Source organism: Ruminococcus sp., from assembly GCF_024684275.1.
Genome location: NZ_JAIKXF010000128.1, coordinates 1 through 21,883 on the forward strand (window position 1 = coordinate 1; position 21,883 = coordinate 21,883).

The 21,883-nt window shown below is 46.3% G+C and carries 14 protein-coding genes and 1 pseudogene; 9 read left to right on the top strand and 6 right to left on the bottom strand.

Annotated features, from left to right (window positions below; translation table 11 throughout):
* Positions 1 to 262, top strand: a pseudogene (locus tag K5677_RS13710) (hypothetical protein); the annotation flags it as partial.
* Between the two features lie 408 nt (positions 263 to 670).
* Here K5677_RS13710 and asnB read toward each other — a convergent pair.
* The 6 genes from asnB to gltB all read right to left on the bottom strand — a co-directional run bounded on the left by asnB (position 671) and on the right by gltB (position 11,741).
* Positions 671 to 2,248, bottom strand: coding sequence for an asparagine synthase B (gene asnB, locus K5677_RS13715; RefSeq protein WP_296729073.1), 1,578 nt, complete (start codon positions 2,246 to 2,248; stop codon positions 671 to 673).
* A gap of 159 nt (positions 2,249 to 2,407) precedes the next feature.
* A complete protein-coding gene (gene purF / locus K5677_RS13720) occupies positions 2,408 to 3,829 on the bottom strand; it encodes an amidophosphoribosyltransferase (RefSeq protein WP_296729075.1) in 1,422 nt (473 codons plus the stop codon).
* An 11-nt stretch (positions 3,830 to 3,840) separates the two neighbouring features.
* Positions 3,841 to 4,422 (bottom strand): ANTAR domain-containing response regulator, encoded by a 582-nt coding sequence (locus K5677_RS13725; RefSeq protein ID WP_296729077.1) that lies wholly within the window; start codon positions 4,420 to 4,422, stop codon positions 3,841 to 3,843.
* Between the two features lie 12 nt (positions 4,423 to 4,434).
* Entirely contained in the window at positions 4,435 to 5,712 is a 1,278-nt protein-coding gene (locus K5677_RS13730) for a glutamine synthetase family protein (RefSeq protein WP_296729080.1), read from the bottom strand.
* Between the two features lie 11 nt (positions 5,713 to 5,723).
* The gene (locus tag K5677_RS13735; protein WP_296729083.1) at positions 5,724 to 7,208 is read right to left on the bottom strand and encodes a glutamate synthase subunit beta; all 1,485 of its coding nucleotides are present in this window, start codon (positions 7,206 to 7,208) and stop codon (positions 5,724 to 5,726) included.
* Between the two features lie 3 nt (positions 7,209 to 7,211).
* Positions 7,212 to 11,741 carry a glutamate synthase large subunit gene (gene gltB / locus K5677_RS13740; RefSeq protein ID WP_296729086.1) on the bottom strand — a complete coding sequence of 1,510 codons (4,530 nt, stop codon included), beginning with the start codon at positions 11,739 to 11,741 and terminating at the stop codon, positions 7,212 to 7,214.
* Between the two features lie 454 nt (positions 11,742 to 12,195).
* Between gltB and K5677_RS13745 the strand changes: the two genes are divergently transcribed.
* The 8 genes from K5677_RS13745 (at position 12,196) to K5677_RS13780 (ending at position 21,731) form a co-directional block, all read left to right on the top strand.
* On the top strand, positions 12,196 to 14,004 hold the full coding sequence (locus K5677_RS13745; protein WP_296729089.1) for an ammonium transporter: 1,809 nt from the start codon (positions 12,196 to 12,198) through the stop codon (positions 14,002 to 14,004).
* Between the two features lie 103 nt (positions 14,005 to 14,107).
* A complete protein-coding gene (locus K5677_RS13750) occupies positions 14,108 to 15,709 on the top strand; it encodes a CTP synthase (protein ID WP_296729092.1) in 1,602 nt (533 codons plus the stop codon).
* Positions 15,710 to 15,711: 2 nt separating this feature from the next.
* The gene (locus tag K5677_RS13755) at positions 15,712 to 17,799 is read left to right on the top strand and encodes a glutamine synthetase III (RefSeq protein ID WP_296729094.1); all 2,088 of its coding nucleotides are present in this window, start codon (positions 15,712 to 15,714) and stop codon (positions 17,797 to 17,799) included.
* Between the two features lie 5 nt (positions 17,800 to 17,804).
* A complete protein-coding gene (gene dapF, locus K5677_RS13760) occupies positions 17,805 to 18,641 on the top strand; it encodes a diaminopimelate epimerase (protein WP_296729096.1) in 837 nt (278 codons plus the stop codon).
* 10 nt (positions 18,642 to 18,651) lie between these two features.
* The gene (locus K5677_RS13765) at positions 18,652 to 19,854 is read left to right on the top strand and encodes an LL-diaminopimelate aminotransferase (protein WP_296729099.1); all 1,203 of its coding nucleotides are present in this window, start codon (positions 18,652 to 18,654) and stop codon (positions 19,852 to 19,854) included.
* A 195-nt stretch (positions 19,855 to 20,049) separates the two neighbouring features.
* Positions 20,050 to 20,628 carry a GNAT family protein gene (locus K5677_RS13770; RefSeq protein WP_296729102.1) on the top strand — a complete coding sequence of 193 codons (579 nt, stop codon included), beginning with the start codon at positions 20,050 to 20,052 and terminating at the stop codon, positions 20,626 to 20,628.
* Positions 20,625 to 21,260, top strand: a complete 636-nt coding sequence (locus K5677_RS13775; protein WP_296729105.1) for a GNAT family N-acetyltransferase — start codon at positions 20,625 to 20,627, stop codon at positions 21,258 to 21,260. The genes K5677_RS13770 and K5677_RS13775 overlap by 4 nt, the downstream gene beginning before the upstream one ends.
* Positions 21,261 to 21,278: 18 nt before the next feature.
* Positions 21,279 to 21,731 (top strand): GNAT family N-acetyltransferase, encoded by a 453-nt coding sequence (locus K5677_RS13780; RefSeq protein WP_296729107.1) that lies wholly within the window; start codon positions 21,279 to 21,281, stop codon positions 21,729 to 21,731.
* Positions 21,732 to 21,883 lie beyond the last annotated feature (152 nt).

Consider the following 21,883-nt stretch of genomic DNA (forward strand, 5'->3'; position numbering starts at 1 on the left):
GGCTAAAGGACCATTCTCATATTTTCAAGAAACTGATGGCAGAGAATTTTTTGCTGTATTGATCAATGATGCTACTGCCTGTTGTTCTCAGGGAATAGAGTTTGTACTTGACGGTGACTATACCTATCCTGATGATTATCCTGATATTGGTACGGAGATAACTGTTGTGGGAAAATTCAATTCTTATAAAGAGGATTTTTATACTTATATTCAGCTTACTGATGCGACTATGGAGGTGGATACATCTTTGTCGCAGGAGTAAAAGAATGTTTATTTCTCACATTGAGTGACTTGGCACATTTCTCTTTTTTCTGTTTTATTTCAAGAATTAACGATTTGAATTTCATTACAACATCGTTACACTACCATTAGGTTCTGGCGGAGCAATCCGTGCAGGTTCAACTCCTGTTACCCGCACCAGCGGGGAGCCCCCGCGGGCAGTTTCGCGTCTCAGTTTTTCTGGGACGCGAATTGTTTTTCGCGCATGAAAGTCTTCCATTTCGTATAAATGACACATTCAAAAAGTCCGATTATTCGGGCTTTTTTCTTTTGCTCTCTTCTATTCCTATCTTTGTACCGGCTAATGGAACGCATAATGTGTATTTCGTGTGTATACCTATAAATAGCAAGCCGCAGGTCTCCCTGCGGCTAATTCTTATTGCTTCTGGTTTTATGTTCCGCTCTCGCCATAATTTGACAGCACACGGGCAGAGGGATCATTAACATTGCAGCCCTCCCACTCCTTATTCGGCATCCAGAAATCAACTACCATTTCACTGTTTCCAGGATAATACTTCTCAAATATCTCACGATAAAGCAGTGATTCTTTTGTAAACGGCTTAGCGTGTGAATATTTAGTACAGAGCAGTTCATACTCCTCATCTGAGTAATAATTATCTGCATATTCTTTAAGGTAATCTACCATTGAATGTCCGACAGCGTCAGAAAAAGCTGCCTTTTCGCGGTAAAGAATATCGTGGGGCAGATAATCTCCCTCAAACGCGTGTCGGAGAAGGTATTTTCCCTTATTGTACTTGTTAAGCTTCATCTCAGGCTCTATCGCCATAACATATTTCACAAAATCAAGGTCACCGAAAGGTACTCTTGCTTCAAGAGAATTTACGGATATACACCTGTCCGCGCGAAGAACATCGTACATATGCAGTTCGCGGACACGCTTGACCGACTCAGCTTGAAAAGCCTCTGCTGAGGGAGCAAAATCAGTGTATTTGTAGCCGAAAAGCTCATCGGATATCTCGCCTGTAAGAAGAACACGTATGTCAGTCTGCTCATGGATAGTCTTGCAGAGCAGATACATTCCCATGCTTGCGCGGATAGTTGTTATATCATAGGTGCCGAGGAGATGTATAACCTCCTCAAGTGAATCAATAACAAGTTCTTTTGTGATAATGACCTCTGTATGCTCGCTTCCGATGTAATCTGCGACCTGCTTTGCGTATTTCAGGTCGATAGCGTCGGTATTCATACCGATAGCAAATGTACGTATCGGCTTATCACTCTCACGCTGTGCAATGGCGCATACCAGTGAAGAATCAAGTCCGCCTGACAGCAGGAATCCGACCTTTGCATCTGCGTCAAGACGCTTTTTTACGCCTGCAGCCAGCTTATCATGTATATTTTTGCATACCGTGTCAATATCGTCATGAATTACATTATCCACTGCTGTAATATCACAGTAGCAATGGAACTTTCCTTCCTTATAGTAATGTCCTGGTGGGAACGGCATTACCTTTTGGCATAACTTCACAAGATTTTTGGCTTCACTTGCAAATACTATCGTATCGCCAGCATAGCCGTAGTACAGCGGACGTATACCTATAGGATCACGGGCAGTTATAAAGCTGTGCTGCTCATGGTCGTAGATGATACACGCAAACTCCGCATCAAGCATAGAAAACATATCCGTTCCGTATTCCTTATACAGCGGCAGCAGTATCTCACAGTCGCTGTCGCTTGAGAAGCTGTATCCCTTTGAAATAAGCTGATCGCGTATCTTTCTGAAGCCGTATATCTCACCGTTGCAGACAACATAATTCTCTTCAAGCTCAAAGGGCTGCATTCCCTGTGGAGTAAGTCCCATTATTGAAAGGCGCTGGAATCCAAGAACACCGTCTTTTAGGTCAATTATCCTCTCGTCGTCGGGACCTCTCGACACTGTTGCCGTAAGTCCCTCCGAAACCTTTTGCATACCGCCGCCTGCGCCGCAGTATCCCATTATCGTACACATTTTCTATTCCTCCGAATTATTGTAATATTAAGAGCCTGTATCGCCATTGATACAAGCTCCGAAAAGGAGAATCTTCTCCGGCGGAACGCAGGTTACATTTGCAAGACTATAATTTCAGGCTTGGTAACCATATTTTTCCGCTAAGGAAGACGACTGATGTCACCCGTGTATTTTTTCGTCAAATTTATTTTTGCTGCCTGCTCCCGAGATGTCAACGGGATAGTCTCCCGTAAAGCATCCGCAGCAATAGCCGCACTTTCTGTCTATTAATTCTCCCAGAGCATCTACGGGAAGATATGCAAGTGAGTCTGCACCGATGTACTCCGCAATCTCCTCAGTAGAATGGCACTTGCCAGCAATGAGGTTTTCTTCTGAGTCAATATCTGTTCCAAAATAGCAGGAGTGCAAAAAAGGCGGAGATGATATGCGAACGTGTACCTCTCTGGCACCTGCGTCACGCAGAAGCTTAACTATCCTTGCACTGGTAGTGCCGCGGACTATAGAGTCGTCTATCATTACAACACGTTTCCCTGCAACGCTCTCCCGGACAGCGTTCAGCTTTATTTTTACAGCATTCTCACGCTGTTCCTGCTGAGGCTGAATAAAGCTTCTGCCGATATACTTGTTCTTGATAAAACCAATCCCATAGGGAATACCGCTTTCGTTAGCATAACCAAGAGCCGCATCAAGTCCTGAATCGGGAACACCGATAACTATGTCAGCATCAACAGGACTGTGCTTTGCAAGCAGCTCGCCGGCTTTCAGTCTTGCATGGTGAACTGACACACCCTCGATAACTGAATCGGGACGGGCGAAATAGATGTACTCAAATATGCATATATTCTGTTTTTTGCCGCAGTTAGTGCGTATTGACCTAACACCTTCACTGCCGATAACAACTATCTCTCCTGCCTCAATATCGCGGATAAACTCCGCTCCCACAGTCTCAAGCCCGCAGGACTCAGAAGCCACAACATATGCGCCGTCGTGAGTCCTGCCGATACACAGCGGACGAAAGCCGTCAGGATCACGAAATGCAATAAGCTTTGTAGCAGTCATAAGTATGCATGAGTAGGCGCCCTTCAGATTTGGCATTGCCCGCTCCACAGCCTCCTCCGTTGAGTGGCAGTTAAGGCGCTCACGTACTATTTCATATGCAATAGCCTCGGTGTCAGAGGTGCCGTGAAATATGGCTCCTGACATCTCAAATGAGCGTCTCAGCTCCGCTGCATTGACAAGATTTCCGTTATGTACAAGTGCCAGATTTCCCTTGATATGGCGGATAACAAGGGGCTGTATGTTATTGGGATTATGTCCTCCTGTGGTGGAATAGCGGACGTGTCCAACAGCCATATTGCCTTTTCCAAGCTTATCAAGCTCCTCACGGCTGAACACCTCAGAAACCAGACCGTCAGCCCTTTTATGCCTGAAAACTCCGTCATCGCTCACTGCAATGCCGCAGCTCTCCTGTCCGCGGTGCTGGAGTGCATATAGTCCGAAATAAGCCGAGGAAGCAGTATCAGCACAGCCATTTTCGTATATGCCGAAAACTCCGCATTCCTCATGTATGGAATCAAACATTTTTATACCTCTTATAAATACTGCTCGTTTATCCTGTCTATCAGTTCAAGAGCCGCAATACTTTTCTTTTTCCGCTTGTTCATGGCGTACTGCTCCAGATATGCATGAGCCTCAGCTTCTGTCATTTCCTTGTACTCCATGAGCATGAACTTCGCCTTGTCGATGGTCTGTATCTCTCTGATCTTTTCTTCAAGCCGCAGATTTTCGCTGTAAAGCTTCAATGAGCGTGTAACAGCTATATCCAGCGTTTTAACAAGCTGATAGAGAAGTGTTCTGCTGAATGGCTTACCGACTATGATGATACCACACTTTTCCGCATGGTCGCTCACCTTTTCAATGTGTTCTTCCTTTATCATAAAGATACAGTTTGCAGCTGTTTTTTCAATGATATACTCCGCAAGCTCAAAGCCTGATTCGTCCATAAGCGGTGAATTTATCACTGTAAGCTCCACAGACGGATCGGAATCGAGATATGTCTTTGCCTGATAAGCCGACTCAACAAGCTTTGGCGTACATCGGAATGAATCGCGGAGAAAACTAACGAGAGCTTCAGAGGCGCTTTTACTGCTTGAAATTACAAGTACCTTTTCCAAAGCCTACCTCCGTTATAAACTGTAAAAATACTTCTGGTTTTCAAATGCTTCCTTATCATAAGCAGCTGAATATTCCTTCCACTCTGCTCTGCTGAAGGATACAAGAGTTTCAAGAATATTTGCAGGCAGATATTTTCTGACGAATCCCGAGGTCCCGGCGCAGTCGGCTGCTTCCGCAAGTGTTGTGGGAAGTCTGCCGAGGCTTTCGCTTTCCGCAGGAAGCTGAGTCTTTTCAGTCACGCCCTCCAATGCAGCATATATCATAAGTCCGAATGCAAGATAAGGATTGCAGACACAGTCAGCAGCCCTCAGCTCCACAGCAGCTTCGTCGCTGTCGGGATTCATTCTTATGAGCTGTGAGCCCTCGTCAGACGCCCAGAGTATATCACGCGGTGCTGTGAACTCACCAAGTCTCTCATAGGAATTAACTGTAGAATTCGTAAACAGAGCGAAATCACGTATATGCTTCATTATACCTGCTGCTGCACTTTTCAGCTCGTCACCTGTTCCTGGGCTGCGCTCCTCAAGAAAATCGCTGTCTGGAAAGATATTAAAGCTTATATGCATACCGTTGCCGCAGTCTGTGCGAAGTGGCTTGGGCATGAAGCTTGCGTGTACTCCATGAGTTTCAGCCACGGATTTAACAGCAGATTTGAAACTCAGGAATGTGTCCGCAGCTTTCAGGGCTGATGAGGCATTGAAGTCTATCTCGTGCTGACCGCAGCCGCTTTCATGTCGTGATGATATGGGGTGAATGCCCATTTGTTCAAGGGTAAGGCAGACATCACGGCGTATATTCTCACCCTTGTCATCAGGAGCTGTATCGCAGTAGCCTGCGTTGTCGTGGGGGATCTTCGTGGGGATACCATTATCGCCATTCCTGAACAAGGTAAACTCACAGGAGGTGCCGAAGCGGAAACAATAGCCTGCTGAAACTGCCGCCTTCATAGCTTTTTTGAGGAAGTACCTGCTGTCTCCCTCGAAGGGTGTCCCGTCCTTGTAGCGGATATAGCAGAACATTCTGATAACTCTCCCCTGCTGAGGTCTCCAGGGAAGCAATGTCATAGTCTGTGCGTCCGGAAACAGGAAAATATCCTTTCCGTCAGCGACCTCAAAGCCTGATATTTTCTTTGCGGTTATCCTTGCGCCGCTTTCAAACGTTGCAGCAAGTTCACTCGACAATATGGAGATGTTTTTCAGTTTTCCGTGAAGATCGCAGAAGGTGAGCTTCACGAATTTGACATCATTTTCCTCTATATACTGTAGTATTTCATTTTCTGAATATATCATTTCGTCCTCCGTTAAAGATTTGTATAGCCCATAAGGTATCTGTCCGTTTCAGCTGCGGCGTCCCTGCCCTCACGGATAGCCCTTACCACAAGGGACTGTCCGATGTGCATATCGCCTGCGGTAAATACCTTTGGAACATTTGTGGCATGGCTGCCTGTTTCAGTCTTTACATTTGTACGCTGGTCAAGTTCAACTCCGAATGCCTCGGCGACATAGCTCTGACAGCCGAGAAATCCTGCGGCGATAAGACAGAGCTCGCACGGAAGTATCTCCTCACTGCCCTGTATTTCCTTAGGTATCTTTCTTCCGCTTTTCTCATCGGTGACAAACTCAAGCTTAACTGTTTTTATTGCCGTAAGAGCACCTTTTTCGTCCTTGATGAACTCCTTGACTGTAGTAGTATATATTCTCGGATCGTGACCAAATACAGCTATGGCTTCCTCCTGACCATAATCTGTCTTGCAGACTCTCGGCCACTGAGGCCACGGGTTGCTCTCGGCTCTTTCGTCGGGGAGCTTCGGCATCATTTCAAGCTGTGTCACTGATTTGCAGCTGTGACGTACTGCTGTTCCTACACAGTCATTACCTGTATCACCGCCGCCGATGATGACTACATTCTTGTCCTTTGCGGAGATGAATTTTCCGTCATTAAGTTCAGAGTCCAGCAGGCTCTTTGTAGTAGCCTTCAGGAAATCAACAGCGAAGTAAATACCCTTTGCGTCTCTGCCCTCAGCCTTTATATCCCTCGGATTCGATGAGCCGCAGGCAAGTACAACGGCGTCAAAAGTTTTCATAATATCTTCCGCAGAAATGTTATCACCGACATTTGAATTTACCGCGAATTCCACGCCCTCAGCCTTCATAAGCTCAGTGCGGCGCTCAATGATGTGCTTTTCCAGTTTCATATTCGGTATACCGTACATAAGAAGTCCGCCTATACGGTCTGAGCGCTCAAAAACAGTGACGCTGTGACCACGCTTGTTAAGAGTGTCAGCGGCAGCAAGTCCCGACGGACCTGAGCCTATGACCGCAACCCTTTTGCCGCTTCGCACCTTTGGTATCTGTGGCTGCATAAGACCGCTCTCAAAGCCATGCTCAATGATAGCTTTTTCGTTTTCCTTTACAGTTACGGGTGAGCCGTCAAGTCCACAGGTACAGGCTTTTTCGCAGAGCGCAGGGCATACTCTCGACGTGAATTCGGGGAAGTTATTGGTCATCAGGAGTCTGCTCAGTGCCTGCCCCTTCTGTCCGTGATAAAGCAGGTCGTTCCACTCAGGTATCAGATTATTCAGCGGACAGCCCGATACCATGCCGCAGAGTATTTTTCCGTTCTGACAAAACGGCACTCCGCAGTCCATGCATCTTGCCGCCTGTACACGACGCTGTTCATCATCAAGCGGAATGTGGAACTCGTTAAAATCCTTTATGCGCTCAGCCGGTTCTTTTGCGGCTGTTTCACATCTTGTATATTCAAGAAATCCTGTTGCTTTTCCCATTGCTCACGCCTCCTTTCTTATGAGCTCAAAGGCTTCTATCTCAGCTTGTTCGTGTGATATGCCTGACTTTTCAAGCTTGCTTACAGTGCTCTGTATCTTAGCAAAATCATGAGGGATTATCTTCTTGAACCTCGGGATATAGCTGTCAAAATCAGCAAGTATCGCCTTTGCCTTTTCTGAACCTGTTGCCTGTGCGTGTTCCTCAATTATAGTTTTCAGCTCTGCAATATCCTCGTCAGCTGTTACAGCTTCCAGAGATACGAGAGCCTTGTTCAGACGGGTGTACAGGTCATGCTCCTCATCAAGAACATAAGCGATTCCACCCGACATTCCTGCGGCAAAGTTCTTGCCTGTTCTGCCGAGGATAACTGCACGTCCGCCTGTCATATACTCACAGCCGTGGTCGCCTGTGCCCTCGCAGACAGCGACAGCTCCTGAATTTCTTACACAGAAGCGTTCACCTGCAATGCCATTGATAAAGGCTTTTCCCGAGGTTGCACCGTAGAGTGCCACGTTTCCGACGATGATATTTTCGTCAGCCTTGAAAGCTGAATTTTTCGGCGGATAAAGTACAAGTCTGCCGCCTGAAAGTCCCTTGCCGAAGTAGTCGTTGCTGTCTCCGCAGAGCTCCAGTGTAAGTCCCTTTGGAACGAATGCACCGAAGGACTGTCCGCCGCTGCCGCTGCATTTTACTGTAAATGAATCGTCAGCAAGAGTATTCTCGCCGTGGATACGTGTTATCTCCGCTCCCGTAAGAGTACCCACAGAGCGGTCTGTATTGACCACATCTATTGATATGCTTTTGGGAGATCCGCTTTTAAGATCACTTCCCAGCTTCTTCATTATAACACGTCTGTCTATGGTGCTGTCAAGTGCGAAATCGTAAATATCAGCCACATCGAAATGCTGTTTGCTGTTAAGGGCAGATGCTCCGAGTATTGCCGAGAAGTCGATACCATGAGTATCCTTTTTAGGTACAAGCAGGTCTGTGCGTCCCACAAGCTCATCAACAGTGCGTATGCCCAGCTTTGCCATATACTCACGGAGCTCCTGTGCGATGAAGTGCATGAAGTTCACGATATACTCAGGCTTGCCGCGAAAACGCTTTCTCAGCTCGGGATTCTGTGTAGCGATACCCATAGGACAGGTATCAAGATTGCATACTCTCATCATAACGCAGCCCATAGTAACAAGCGGAGCTGTTGCGAAGCCGAATTCCTCCGCACCGAGAAGTGCAGCCACAAGAACATCTCGGCCTGTCATAAGCTTTCCGTCAGTCTCTATGCGGACTCTCGAACGGAGACCGTTGAGCATGAGAGTCTGATGAGCCTCAGCAAGTCCAAGTTCCCACGGAAGTCCTGCATTATAAATCGAGCTTCTCGGAGCTGCTCCCGTTCCACCGTCATAGCCTGAGATAAGTATTACCTGAGCTCCTGCCTTTGCAACGCCTGCGGCAACAGTACCAACACCTGCCTCAGAAACGAGCTTTACGGAGATACGAGCCTTGTCGTTGGCATTTTTAAGGTCGTAGATGAGCTGTGCCAGATCCTCAATCGAATATATATCATGATGAGGCGGAGGTGAGATAAGCCCCACTCCTGCAGTAGAATGACGTGTCTTTGCTATCCACGGATATACCTTACCTGATGGCAGATGTCCGCCCTCGCCCGGCTTAGCGCCCTGTGCCATTTTGATCTGTATCTCCTGTGCGGAAACGAGGTATTCGCTTGTAACACCGAAGCGTCCGGAAGCGACCTGTTTTATAGCTGAGCAGCGGTCAGATGTCAGCCTTTCCGGACTTTCTCCGCCCTCTCCGCTGTTGGATTTTCCTCCGATACGATTCATCGCAACCGCCATGCATTCGTGAGCCTCCTGCGAAATAGAGCCGTAGGACATAGCGCCTGTTTTAAAGCGCTTGCAGATACTTTCAACGGACTCTACTTCGTCAATGGGGATACCTCCGTTTTCATCAAAACTGATGTCAAGCAGGCTTCTCAGTGTAAGCTCATTATCCTCTCTGGTGAGACACTCGCTGTATTTTTTGAAGGTTTCATAACTTCCCGTCATAGCAGCCTGCTGGAGCAGATGTATGGTCTCGGGTGTATAGAGATGATCGGACTTTCCGCTGCGCAGCTTATGACTGCCTGCGCTGCCGATATTTTCATTAACGGCAAGTCCCAGCGGATCAAAAGCAGCAGTGTGAAGCTTTTCGGTGCGGCGGCTTATATCTGAAAGCCCTATTCCGCCAATACGGCTGACAGTTCCCGAAAAATACCTGTTTATCAGCTCCGATGAAATGCCCACAGCTTCAAAGAGCTTGCTGCCCTGATATGACTGTATTGTAGAAATGCCCATTTTTGAGGCTATCTTGACAATACCGTGGAGAATAGCAGAATTATAGTCGTCCTCTGCTGCGTAGAAATCCTTGTCCAGAGTGCCCTCATCAATGAGTAAGCGTATAGTTTCGTGGGCAAGATATGGATTTACAGCACAGGCGCCGTATCCGAGAAGCGCAGCAAAATGATGTACCTCTCTTGGTTCTGCGGATTCAAGTATCATTGCAACAGCAGTACGCTTTTTCGTGGAAACAAGGTGCTGCTGAAGCGCTGAAACTGCAAGAAGTGACGGTATAGGACAGTGGAATTCGTCCACGCCGCGGTCAGAGAGGATAAGGATAGACGCACCGTCGCGGTAAGCCTTATCAGCTTCGATGAATAGTCTTTCTATTGCCTTTTCAAGCGGAGTTCCTATATAATAGATTATTGGGATAACTGCACTTTTCAGTCCGTCACGGTCAAGTGCCTTTATTTTGAGCATATCTGTTTCAGTAAGTATAGGATTCTCGATCTTCAGCACATGGCAGTTCTCAGGACGCTCCTCAAGAAGATTACCGTCCTTGCCTATGTAAACGCTGGTATCGGTGACTATCTCCTCACGTATAGCATCGAATGGAGGATTTGTCACCTGTGCAAAGAGCTGACGGAAGTAGTTGAAAAGGCTCGGTGACTGCTTATCAAGCGGCGGCAGAGGTATGTCACTTCCCATTGATGCAATAGGTTCAGCGCCTTTCTCAGCCATTGGGAGTATACTTGTGCGTATATCCTCGTAGGAGTAGCCGAATGCCTTCTGGAGCTTTGCAAGCTCCTCTGCCGAATATGTCTCAACGCCCTTGTTTGGAATATGCAGGTCGTGGAGACGAACAAGATTAGCATCGAGCCACTCGCCATAGGGCTGACGGAGAGCATATTCAGACTTTATCTCGTCGTCCTCGATAATGCGTCCCTGCTTTGTGTCAGCAAGAAGCATTTTTCCCGGACGGAGGCGGTCTTTTTTCACGACCTTATCCGCAGGAATATCTATACAGCCTGTCTCCGATGAAAGTATGAGATACCCGTCACTTGTGACGCAGTAACGGGACGGACGAAGACCGTTCCTGTCGAGAACAGCACCCATTACCTCACCGTCCGAGAATATGATAGAAGCAGGTCCGTCCCAGGGCTCCATCATAGTTGCATAGTACTGATAAAGGTCGTATTTTGAGCGTGAAATGGTCTTGTCATTCTTCCAGGGCTCCGGAATGGTTATCATGACCGCAAGCGGCAGCGGCATACCTGACATTACCATGAATTCCAGTGCGTTATCAAGCCTTGCGGAGTCCGAGCCATTCACATTTATAGCAGGAAGCACCTTATACATATCATTTTTCAGTGCTTCACATGACATACTCTCCTCACGGGCGAGCATTTTATCCGCATTGCCTGTGATAGTGTTTATCTCGCCGTTATGGACTATAAAACGATTGGGGTGAGCCTTCTGCCAGCTTGGATTAGTGTTCGTGGAAAAGCGTGAATGTACCATTGCGACAGCAGAGGTGAAGTCGTCACTCTGAAGGTCTGTGTAGAAACGTCTCAGCTCGTCAACCAGGAACATACCTTTATATACTATAGTACGGCTGGAAAGTGAGCATACATATGTATTCTCGTCAGAATGCTCGAACTCGCGCCTTGCAATGAATAATCTGCGGTCAAAGTCAAGTCCTGCCTGACAATTCTCGGGACGCTTCACAAATGCCTGCATTATATAAGGCATACTTTCAAGGGCCTTTTGACCGAGAATTTCCGATGAAACAGGGACTTTTCTCCAGCAGATGAGCTCCATTCCGCTTTTATTCACGATAAGCTCAAAGAGCTTCATCGCCTGTCCGCGCTTCATTTCACTCTGAGGGAAGAAGAACATTCCAACACCGAAATCTCCCTTGCTGCCGATGTCATATCCGAGCTTTGCGGTCTCGCTTATGAAAAAGCTGTAAGGCATCTGCACGAGTATGCCAACACCGTCGCCTGTCTTGCCCTCAGCGTCCTTGCCTGCACGGTGCTCAAGCTTTTCAACTATTGTGAGAGCACTGTCCACAACATATCTTGACTGCTCTCCCTTGATATTCACTACAGCACCTATGCCGCAGTTATCGTGTTCAAATCTGGGATCATAGAGTCCCTGCTGCTCATATGGAGCTTCGTTTCTGAATAAATCCATATCCTTCACTTGCCTTTCAAGTGCAGAGCGCCATTGATCTGCACCGATTATAATAAAAAAAGACGTTCGGGCAGACAAATAGTCTGCTCAAACGTCCTTGTTCTTGTATATAATCTTAGCACTTTAAACCGGTGTTGTCAAGAGAATTTTTGAAAAAATACGTAAAATGAAGCAAAAATCAGCACTTTTGTAAAACTGCAAGTACTTTTTGCATTTAAAGCATCAAAATATATTGATTTCCAACAAAATTCAAAAAAGTGCTTGACAAATGGTTTTCCATGGGCTATAATGGCATTGTAAACAGCAAGGGAGCTGCGGATATAGAGTCCGTAGCTCTCTTTTTTTGGTTTATAGCGCTAATTCCATACACAAAGGGGTGTATGATGTACTGAATTATCAGTATGTTGTACACCCTTTTGAAATTTATGCTGTAACTTTTTAAGGAGGTATTTTTATGGACTCTCAGACGATCTTACAACAGGCCATGGACGAGACAAATGGTATAGTCTTTGGCGTATGGTTCCTTATCGGCGCTTCACTCGTATTTTTTATGCAGGCAGGCTTTGCAATGGTAGAAACGGGATTTACCCGTGCAAAGAATGCAGGCAATATCATCATGAAAAACTTAATGGACTTCTGTATCGGTACAGTAGTTTTCATTCTCATAGGCTTCGGTCTTCTCTTCGGTGAGGACCTCGTCGGTATAATCGGACAGCCCGGATTTGATATTTTCACTTCCTATGGCTCATTCGATTGGTCAAACTTCGTATTCAACCTTGTATTCTGTGCAACGACAGCTACTATCGTTTCTGGTGCAATGGCTGAACGTACAAAGTTCTTATCCTACTGTGTATACTCAGCTATCATCAGTGCAGTCGTTTATCCTATCGAAGCTCACTGGGGCTGGGGCGGCGGCTGGCTCAGCCAGTGGGGCTTCCACGATTTCGCAGGTTCAGCACATATCCACATGGTCGGCGGTATCGCAGCTCTCGTAGGTGCGGCTATCCTCGGTCCAAGAATAGGCAAGTTCCACAAGACCAAGGACGGCGAAGTCAAGGTAAACGCTATCCCCGGTCACAACCTTACAATAGGTGCTCTCGGCTGCTTTATACTTTGGTTCGGCTGGTACGGATTCAACGGTGCCGCTTGTACTTCTATTGATCAGCTCGGTTCCGTATTCCTCACAACAACAGTTGCTCCTGCGATCGCAACAGTTACCTGCATGATCTTTACATGGGTAAAATACGGCAAGCCTGATGTTTCAATGTGCCTTAACGCTTCACTGGCAGGACTTGTTGGTATCACAGCTCCCTGTGATGTAACAGACTGCTTCGGTGCTACAATAGTTGGTATCGTTTCAGGTTTACTTGTTTGCTTCGGTGTTTGGTTCCTTGACTATAAGCTCCACATCGACGATCCTGTTGGTGCAGTAGCAGTACACATGATGAACGGTATCTGGGGAACAATCGCAGTCGGACTCTTAGCAAATCCTGAGGTCCCCGGATATTCTCTGGTGGATCAGAACGGTGATCAGCTTGCAGGTCTTTTCTACGGCGGCGGCTTCGGACTCCTCGGCAGACAGCTCACAGGCTTTGCAGCTATCGCAGTATTCACAGCTATCTCAATGGCAATAGTATTCTATGCTATTAAAAAGACTATCGGTCTCCGCGCTTCCGAGCAGGAGGAGATCATCGGTCTTGATGTTACAGAACACGGACTTATATCCTCTTATGCAGACTTTGCTCCCGCACTTTCAGACATCGGTATGAAGGGCTATACAAAAGACGACGCTAAAAGCGTTAAGAAGGTGGGCACTCCCGGAACTCCTGCTGTTCCTGTTGACAAGGCAGTCGAGATCGAGAATTACTCAGTTCCCTCACCTGACGGCGCAAACAAGCTTACAAATATTGTTGTTATATTCAAACAGCAGAAATTGCAGCAGTTCATTGAGGCTATGGAGTCTATCGACGTCAAGGGCATCACAGTTACTAATGTTCTGGGCTGCGGTATGCAGAACGGACAGAAGAATTACTACCGCGGCGCAAGTGTTGAAATGAATCTGCTTCCTAAAGTCAAGGCTGAGATCGCAGTCTGCGCAGTACCTGTAGACAAGGTAGTCGCAGCAGCAAAAACAGCTCTCTATACAGGCAACTACGGTGACGGCAAGATGTTCATCTACGACATCGAGAACGTTATCAAGATACGTACAGGCGAAGAGGGCTACAACGCACTCCACGATTCGGCAGAGTGGGAAAAAGCATAAGCTGACAAGGGCGTCTGCGGATAAAATAAAAAGTATATCTTAAAAATCTCCCAGATTCCGCAGACTGCCTTTATCATAAATGTATTTCAAGGAGCATATGCAAATGTCAAAGTTCATTTTTGTAACAGGCGGAGTCGTTTCAGGACTCGGCAAGGGTATCACAGCAGCTTCATTGGGCAGACTTCTCAAACAGCGCGGCTATAAGGTCACTATACAGAAGTTTGATCCATATATCAACGTCGATCCGGGAACGATGTCACCATTCCAGCATGGTGAGGTCTTTGTCACAGACGACGGTGCTGAAACTGACCTTGATCTTGGTCATTATGAGCGTTTCGTTGATGAAAATCTGTCAGTTCACTCCAACGTGACAACAGGAAAAATTTATTGGAACGTCATCACAAAGGAGCGCCGCGGCGACTATCTCGGCGGAACAGTTCAGGTTATTCCCCATATTACAAATGAGATAAAGGACAGAGTCTACAGCGCGGCTAATGAAGCTAATGCAGATGTGGTCATCACTGAAATAGGCGGTACAGTAGGCGATATTGAGTCTACGCCGTTTCTTGAAGCCATACGTCAGGTCGGGACCGAACAGGGACGCGAGAATGTATGCTATATCCATGTTACTCTTGTCCCATATATCGCAGGCTCAGAGGAGCTGAAATCCAAGCCGACTCAGCACTCTACAAAGGAGCTTCTCTCAATCGGTATCCAGCCTGATATAATCGTCTGCCGGACAGAAAAGCGTATCCCCGACGATATGGCTGAGAAAATAGCTCTTTTCTGTAATATTCGCAAGGAGGACGTTATCCAGAACCTCACAGCGCCGTCCTTGTACGAAGTTCCTCTGTGGCTGGAAAATGAAGGCCTTGCACATTCGGTATGCCGCCATCTCGGGCTTGCAGACAATGCTCCTGACCTGACAGAATGGACTGAAATGGTGCATAGGGCAGAGAATGCTCACAAAAATGTAACTATAGGACTTGCAGGAAAATATGTAGAGCTCCACGACGCATATCTCTCGGTAGCTGAGGCGCTCCGTCACGGAGGTATCATAAATGATGCGGCTGTGGAGATAAAATGGATAGACTCGGAAGAAGTCGCTGCTGATAATGCAGAAGATGTATTCGCCGATTGCGACGGCATAATAGTCCCCGGGGGATTCGGTCACCGCGGAGTCGAAGGCATGATAGAATCAATACGCTACGCCCGTGAAAATAAGGTACCGTTTTTCGGTATATGTCTCGGTATGCAGATGTCGGTTATAGAATATGCGAGAAATGTCTGCGGACTTGAAAATGCAAATTCTGCTGAGTTCGGTGAAACTCCCTACCCCGTCATAGACATCATGGACGAACAGAAAAATATTGACCAGAAAGGCGGTACTATGCGTCTCGGACTGTATCCCTGCAAGCTCAGTGAGGGATCCGGATGCCGCAGTATATACGGCGACGAGCTCATTTACGAGCGTCACCGCCACCGCTATGAGTTCAACAATGCATACCGCAAGATACTGACTTCAAACGGACTTAACATTGCAGGTCTTTCACCTGATGAAAAGCTCGTTGAAATAGTTGAGCTCCCTGACCACCCGTGGTTTATCGGAGTTCAGTTCCACCCCGAATTCAAATCAAGACCAAACAAACCGCACAGGCTGTTTGCGGATTTTATAAGAGCTTCGCTCGATAGAAAAGGAGAATAATTATGGAAAAGGTAACAGAATATTTTGGTTCAATGGTGTTTGACGACAGAATAATGAAGGCAACACTTTCTGAAAAGGTGTATAAATCACTTAAAAGAACTATCGACAGAGGAACTCCTCTCGATATTTCAGTAGCTAACGCAGTTGCTGCCGCTATGAAGGACTGGGCGATCGAACTCGGTGCAACACACTACACTCACTGGTTCCAGCCAATGACAGGTGTTACCGCCGAGAAGCACGACAGCTTCATTTCCCCTGCTCCCGACGGCAGAGTTATCATGGAGTTCTCAGGCAAGGAGCTTGTAAAGGGCGAACCTGACGCTTCCTCATTTCCTTCGGGCGGACTTCGTGCAACTTTTGAGGCAAGAGGCTATACAGCATGGGATCCTACTTCATACGCATTCATCAAGGACGGCACACTCTATATCCCTACTGCATTCTGCTCATACACAGGTGAAGCACTGGATAAAAAGGTTCCGCTTCTCCGCTCTATGGAGGCTATCAACAAACAGGCTCTGCGTATCTTAAAGCTTTTCGGAAACACAAGCGTAAAGAGCGTAAAGACCTCTGTTGGTCCAGAGCAGGAATACTTCCTTGTAGACCGCGATATGTGGAAGAAGCGCAAGGACCTCATCATGACAGGACGTACACTTTTCGGCGCTATGCCTCCAAAGGGACAGGAAATGGACGACCACTATTTCGGCTCGATCAAGCCAAGAGTTGCCGAGTATATGGCTGACCTTGACCGTGAGCTGTGGAAGCTTGGTATCCTTGCCAAGACAAAGCACAACGAGGTCGCTCCTGCACAGCATGAGCTTGCTCCTATCTATGATACAACGAATATCGCAGCCGATCACAATCAGCTCACTATGGAGGTAATGCAGAAGGTCGCTCTCCGTCATAACCTTGTATGTCTCCTTCACGAAAAGCCATTTGCAGGTGTAAACGGCTCAGGAAAGCACAACAACTGGTCTATCTCAACAGATCAGGGCGAGAACCTTCTCTCCCCGGGTGAAACACCTGCTGAGAATGCACAGTTCCTGCTGTTCCTTGCAGCAGTTATCAAGGCTGTTGACGACTATCAGGACTTACTCAGACTATCTGTTGCTACCGCAGGCAACGATCACAGACTCGGTGCTAACGAAGCTCCGCCTGCTGTTATCTCTATCTTCCTCGGTGACGAGCTCACAGCTGTTCTGGACGCTATCGAGGCTGACAAGCCATACGGCGGCACAAAGAAGGAGAAAATGCAGCTTGGCGTTGATGTTCTGCCAAAGTTCAGCAAGGACAGCACTGACCGTAACAGAACTTCCCCGTTTGCATTCACAGGAAACAAGTTTGAGTTCCGTATGCTTGGTTCTTCAAACAGTATCTCCTGCGCTAACATCCACCTCAATGCAGCTGTAGCAGAGGTACTCAGACAGTTTGCAGACAAGCTTGAAAAGGCTAAGGACTTCAACAAGGCTCTCCATGACCTTATCCGCAAGACTATCAAGGAGCACAAGCGTATCATCTTCAACGGCAACGGCTACGATGACGCATGGATAGCTGAGGCTGAAAAGCGCGGACTGATGAACCTCAGAACTACTGCTGATGCAATGCCGCATATCTGCGATAAGAAGAATGTTGAGATGCTCACCTCCCACGGTATCTTCACTGAAGCCGAGATTTTCTCACGCCGTGACATTATGCTGGAAAACTACGTAAAGACTGTAAACATCGAAGCTGTTACAATGACAGACATGGCTCGCAAGGAGATAATCCCTGCTGTTGCAAAATTTGCAGCTGATACAGCTTCTGCGGTATCTGTCAAGAAAAGCGTTTCAAAAGCAGCCTGCAAGTACGAGACAAAGCTTGTTACCGAGCTTTCAGAGCTTATCGACGAAATGGACGCTGCAGCAACAGAGCTTGAAGCTGCAATCGCTGAATTCAAGGGAATAGCTGAGATAATCAAGGCTTCAGAATTCGTCCGTGACACTATGCTGCCAGCAATGGATAAGCTTCGTGCAGCTGCTGACAAGGCTGAGACAATTACAGCTGAGGATTATTATCCATTCCCGACATATGACAAGCTTCTTTTCGGAGTGTGATATAAATGAGATTCACCAAAATGCAGGGCTGCGGCAATGACTATATATATGTCAACTGCTTTGAGGAGAGCGTAAGCTCTCCTCATGAGCTTGCCCGTTCAGTAAGCGACAGGCATTTCGGGATCGGCTCAGACGGGCTGGTGCTGATATGTCCCAGTAATATTGCGGACTGCCGTATGCGTATGTTCAACTCTGACGGCAGCGAGTCCGAGATGTGCGGCAATGCCATACGCTGTGTGGCAAAGTACGTCTATGACCGTGATATTATTCACAAGCGTGAGCTCTCTGTAGAGACTCTCGCTGGAATAAAGTACATTACTATAAATGCAGATGAAAATGATATTGCACGGACAATGACCGTAGATATGGGAGCTCCGATAACCGAAGCTTCCCAGATACCTGTTAAGGCAGAAAATTCTCCTGTAACAGACCTGAGACTGACCGCATTCGGACGTGAGTTCACATTTACCTGCGTGTCAATGGGAAATCCTCACGCTGTCACCTTTATAGACGAGGAGATCGGCAGCTTTGAAACAGAGCGTTTCGGAAGAATTTTTGAAGTAGACGAACATTTCCCACACAGGTCAAACATTGAGTTTGCAGAGGTGGTCTCACCTACTCACCTTAAAATGAGAGTATGGGAACGCGGTGCCGGTGAAACACTTGCCTGCGGTACAGGCACCTGTGCAACCTTTGCGGCGGCTTGTCTTAACGGGATCTGTCCGCGTGGACCAGTAACAGTTGATCTGCTTGGCGGTAAGCTTACCATTGAATGGAACGCAAATGACGGACACATCTACATGACAGGTCCCGCAGAATTTGTATTCGACGGCGAGATATAACGGAGGAAATATGGCTAAATTTAACGAGAATTTTCTTGAACTCAAAGAGAGCTACCTGTTCAGCGAGGTGGCAAAGAGAGTGAGCACATTCAAGGAGAATCATCCCGAAAGCTCGGTTATACGACTTGGAATAGGCGATGTTACTCTCCCTCTCGGTAAAACAGTTGTTGAGGCTATGCGCTCTGCCGCTGAGGAAATGGGCAAGGCTGAGACTTTCCGCGGCTACGGTCCGGAACAGGGCTATGATTTTCTGAGAATTGCTATACAGAAACATTACAAAGCATTCGGAGTTGATATTGACACCGACGAGATATTTGCTTCAGACGGTGCCAAGTCCGATACAGGAAATATCACCGACCTTTTCAGCATTGACAACACAGTACTTATCCCTGATCCTGTTTATCCTGTATATGTTGACACTAATACCATGAACGGCAGGAATATCGTCTATATCAACGGAACTGCCGAAAATGACTTTCTGCCAATGCCCGACAGAAGCGTTCATGCTGACATAATTTATATATGCTCACCTAACAACCCCACAGGAGCCTGCTACAGCAGGGCTCAGCTGCGCGAATGGGTGGACTATGCCCTCGAAAATGATGCTGTTATCCTTTTTGATTCAGCCTATGAGACTTTTGTTTCAGATGATAGTCTTCCTCATTCCATCTATGAGATAAAAGGTGCAGAAAGCTGTGCTGTAGAATTCTGTTCACTGTCGAAAACAGCAGGCTTTACAGGCACACGATGCGGATATACTATTGTTCCGAAGGCAATAACCTCAAAATCCGCAGACGGCAAAGAAATGAGCCTCAATAAAATGTGGAACCGCCGCCAGTGTACAAAGTTCAACGGCGTTCCCTATGTGATACAGCGCGCCGCAGAAGCAGTATTTTCAGATGAAGGTATGGCGGAAGCAAAGACAATGACCGCAGCATATATGGAAAATGCACGTATCATCGCAGAAACTGTGGAGGAGCTGAATATCCGCTATACAGGCGGAATAAACTCACCCTACATATGGTTTGAGTGTCCATTTGGCATGAACAGCTGGGACTTCTTTGACTATCTCCTCGAAAATGCCGGTGTAGTAGGAACTCCCGGGGCAGGTTTCGGAAAAAACGGTAATAACTGGTTCCGCCTTACTGCATTTAACAGCAAGGAAAACACATCGGAAGCAATGAAAAGATTCCGCTCACTGATAAAAAAATAATAATTGCAGCAATGCTGATGAATCATTACACACAGGAACGCGCTTCACATAAAGTGAAGCGCGTTTGCTTTGGGATATGCACATATTTTTCTGCGATCCGGTTATCGTAAATCCCGTAATATCAGTCCTGAGTTGACAAATTATAACGTCTTCTGTATAATCAATATTAAATGATCTCTTTAATAGGAGGCAAAAATGGAAAACGTATATGAAAACTGCCCGACATTTGAAAATGACAGATTTTTACTCAGATTTGTAAAAAAAGAAGACACTGATGATCTTCTGAAAGTCTACAGCGACAAAAATGCTCTTCCTTTCTTTAACAGTGACAACTGTGACGGAGATATTTTTTTCTATCCCGATAAAGAAAGAATGGAAAACGCAATTGATTTCTGGCTGCGCTCCTATGAAAAAAAATGGTTCGTAAGGTGGACTATATTCGACAAGACAATTTCAATAGCAATAGGCACAATAGAAATGTTTCACCGAATTGCTGATGATGATTTCAATCATGTCGGTGTCATGCGCCTTGATGTAAGAAGTGATTATGAAATATCTGATATATTGCAGGTGATGTTTAAGCTTTTTATTCCGGAAGCCTTTGCACTTTTTGAATGTAACGAGATAATAACAAAAATACCTGTCTATGCTGTTGAGCGTATCAATGCTGCACTAAAATTCGGCTTCATAAAATCCGAGAAGCTTTTGATAGGCACAAACGATCACTATGCATATAACAATTACTGGACAGTAAATAAGGATAGATCATTATGAGTATTACCATAAAAGCACTTACTCCCGATATGATAAACGATTATTTTGATTTCTTCGATAACCGTGCATTCTCAGATAATTCGCCTTTTTACCCATGTTACTGCAATGCTTTTAATATGAGTCTGGAGCAAATAAAAACGCAGCTTTTTGCTCGTTCTGAGCTATACGGAAAAGGAACAGAGGGCTGGAGAAAAGTTCTCCGTGAATCCGCTTGGGAAATGGTGAAAAGCGGAATAATTCATGGGTATTTAGCCTATGATGATGACCTTGCCGTTGGCTGGTGCAATGCAAATGACAGAATGAATTATTATCGCGTAGGTGAATTTGACATGGATAATATTCCCGAAGATGTACCGCCCTTTAGCTGCTCTGAAAGAGGGGATGTCAAATCTGTGGTATGCTTTGAAATATCTCCAGAATATCGCGGCAGTGGTATTGCGGGAATGCTTTTGACGCAGGTATGCAAAGACGCAGCTGATGAGGGATACTCGTTTGTGGAAGCTTATCCAAAAGATAAGCTTGAAGACGACAGTCCTGCATTCACAGGACCGCTCAGGCTTTATGAGAAATTCGGCTTCAAGGAATATGCAAGGATCGGTTCTGATATAATTATGAGAAAAGCATTGAAATAACGAATCGGAGGAATTAATATGTCAGTTTCTTACAGAAAAATAACAACAGCAGACCTTGATACATTTATTGAAATGCGTATAAACCAGCTTCGTGAGGAAGGTGCAAAGGAGGACATTGATCTTCGTCCCGCGCTTAAAAACTACTATACCCGACACATGGCAGACGGCACATTCATATCATGGCTGGCTTTAGATAATGAAAAGATTATCGGTACAAGCGGTATGTCCATTGTAGAAAAGCCTCCGTATTTCGGCTGTCCCAGCGGTAAGATAGGGCTCCTTTCAAGTATGTTCACCGACAAAGCCTACCGCCGTCAGGGTATTGCGAAAGAGCTTCTTGCAAAAGTGGTAAATGAAGCTCGTGAAAAGGGCTGCGGAACTGTTCAGATAACGGCTTCGGATATGGGAGTTTTGCTCTACACAAATTTCGGATTTACAAAGAATAACAATTTCATGCAGTACAAATTATAAAGAAAAGCCTGAAAGAGTCTATCCTAAAATTTGTGTAAACCTCTGAAGTAGTGTATAATAGAAGAGACACTACTTTGGAGGTTTTAATTATGAGCAGAAGACGAAGAAATGAAACAGAAGAACAGCGAGCAAGAAGAGAGCTGATAAGCGAT

Coding starts and splice junctions, on each gene's coding strand:
- asnB (WP_296729073.1), bottom strand. CDS start 2,248: ATGTGTACGATAATGGGATACTGCGGCGCAGGCGGCGGTATGCAAAAG.
- purF (WP_296729075.1), bottom strand. CDS start 3,829: ATGTTTGATTCCATACATGAGGAATGCGGAGTTTTCGGCATATACGAA.
- K5677_RS13730 (WP_296729080.1), bottom strand. CDS start 5,712: ATGATATATTCAGAAAATGAAATACTACAGTATATAGAGGAAAATGAT.
- K5677_RS13735 (WP_296729083.1), bottom strand. CDS start 7,208: ATGGGAAAAGCAACAGGATTTCTTGAATATACAAGATGTGAAACAGCC.
- gltB (WP_296729086.1), bottom strand. CDS start 11,741: ATGGATTTATTCAGAAACGAAGCTCCATATGAGCAGCAGGGACTCTAT.
- K5677_RS13745 (WP_296729089.1), top strand. CDS start 12,196: ATGGACTCTCAGACGATCTTACAACAGGCCATGGACGAGACAAATGGT.
- K5677_RS13750 (WP_296729092.1), top strand. CDS start 14,108: ATGTCAAAGTTCATTTTTGTAACAGGCGGAGTCGTTTCAGGACTCGGC.
- K5677_RS13755 (WP_296729094.1), top strand. CDS start 15,712: ATGGAAAAGGTAACAGAATATTTTGGTTCAATGGTGTTTGACGACAGA.
- dapF (WP_296729096.1), top strand. CDS start 17,805: ATGAGATTCACCAAAATGCAGGGCTGCGGCAATGACTATATATATGTC.
- K5677_RS13765 (WP_296729099.1), top strand. CDS start 18,652: ATGGCTAAATTTAACGAGAATTTTCTTGAACTCAAAGAGAGCTACCTG.
- K5677_RS13770 (WP_296729102.1), top strand. CDS start 20,050: ATGGAAAACGTATATGAAAACTGCCCGACATTTGAAAATGACAGATTT.
- K5677_RS13775 (WP_296729105.1), top strand. CDS start 20,625: ATGAGTATTACCATAAAAGCACTTACTCCCGATATGATAAACGATTAT.
- K5677_RS13780 (WP_296729107.1), top strand. CDS start 21,279: ATGTCAGTTTCTTACAGAAAAATAACAACAGCAGACCTTGATACATTT.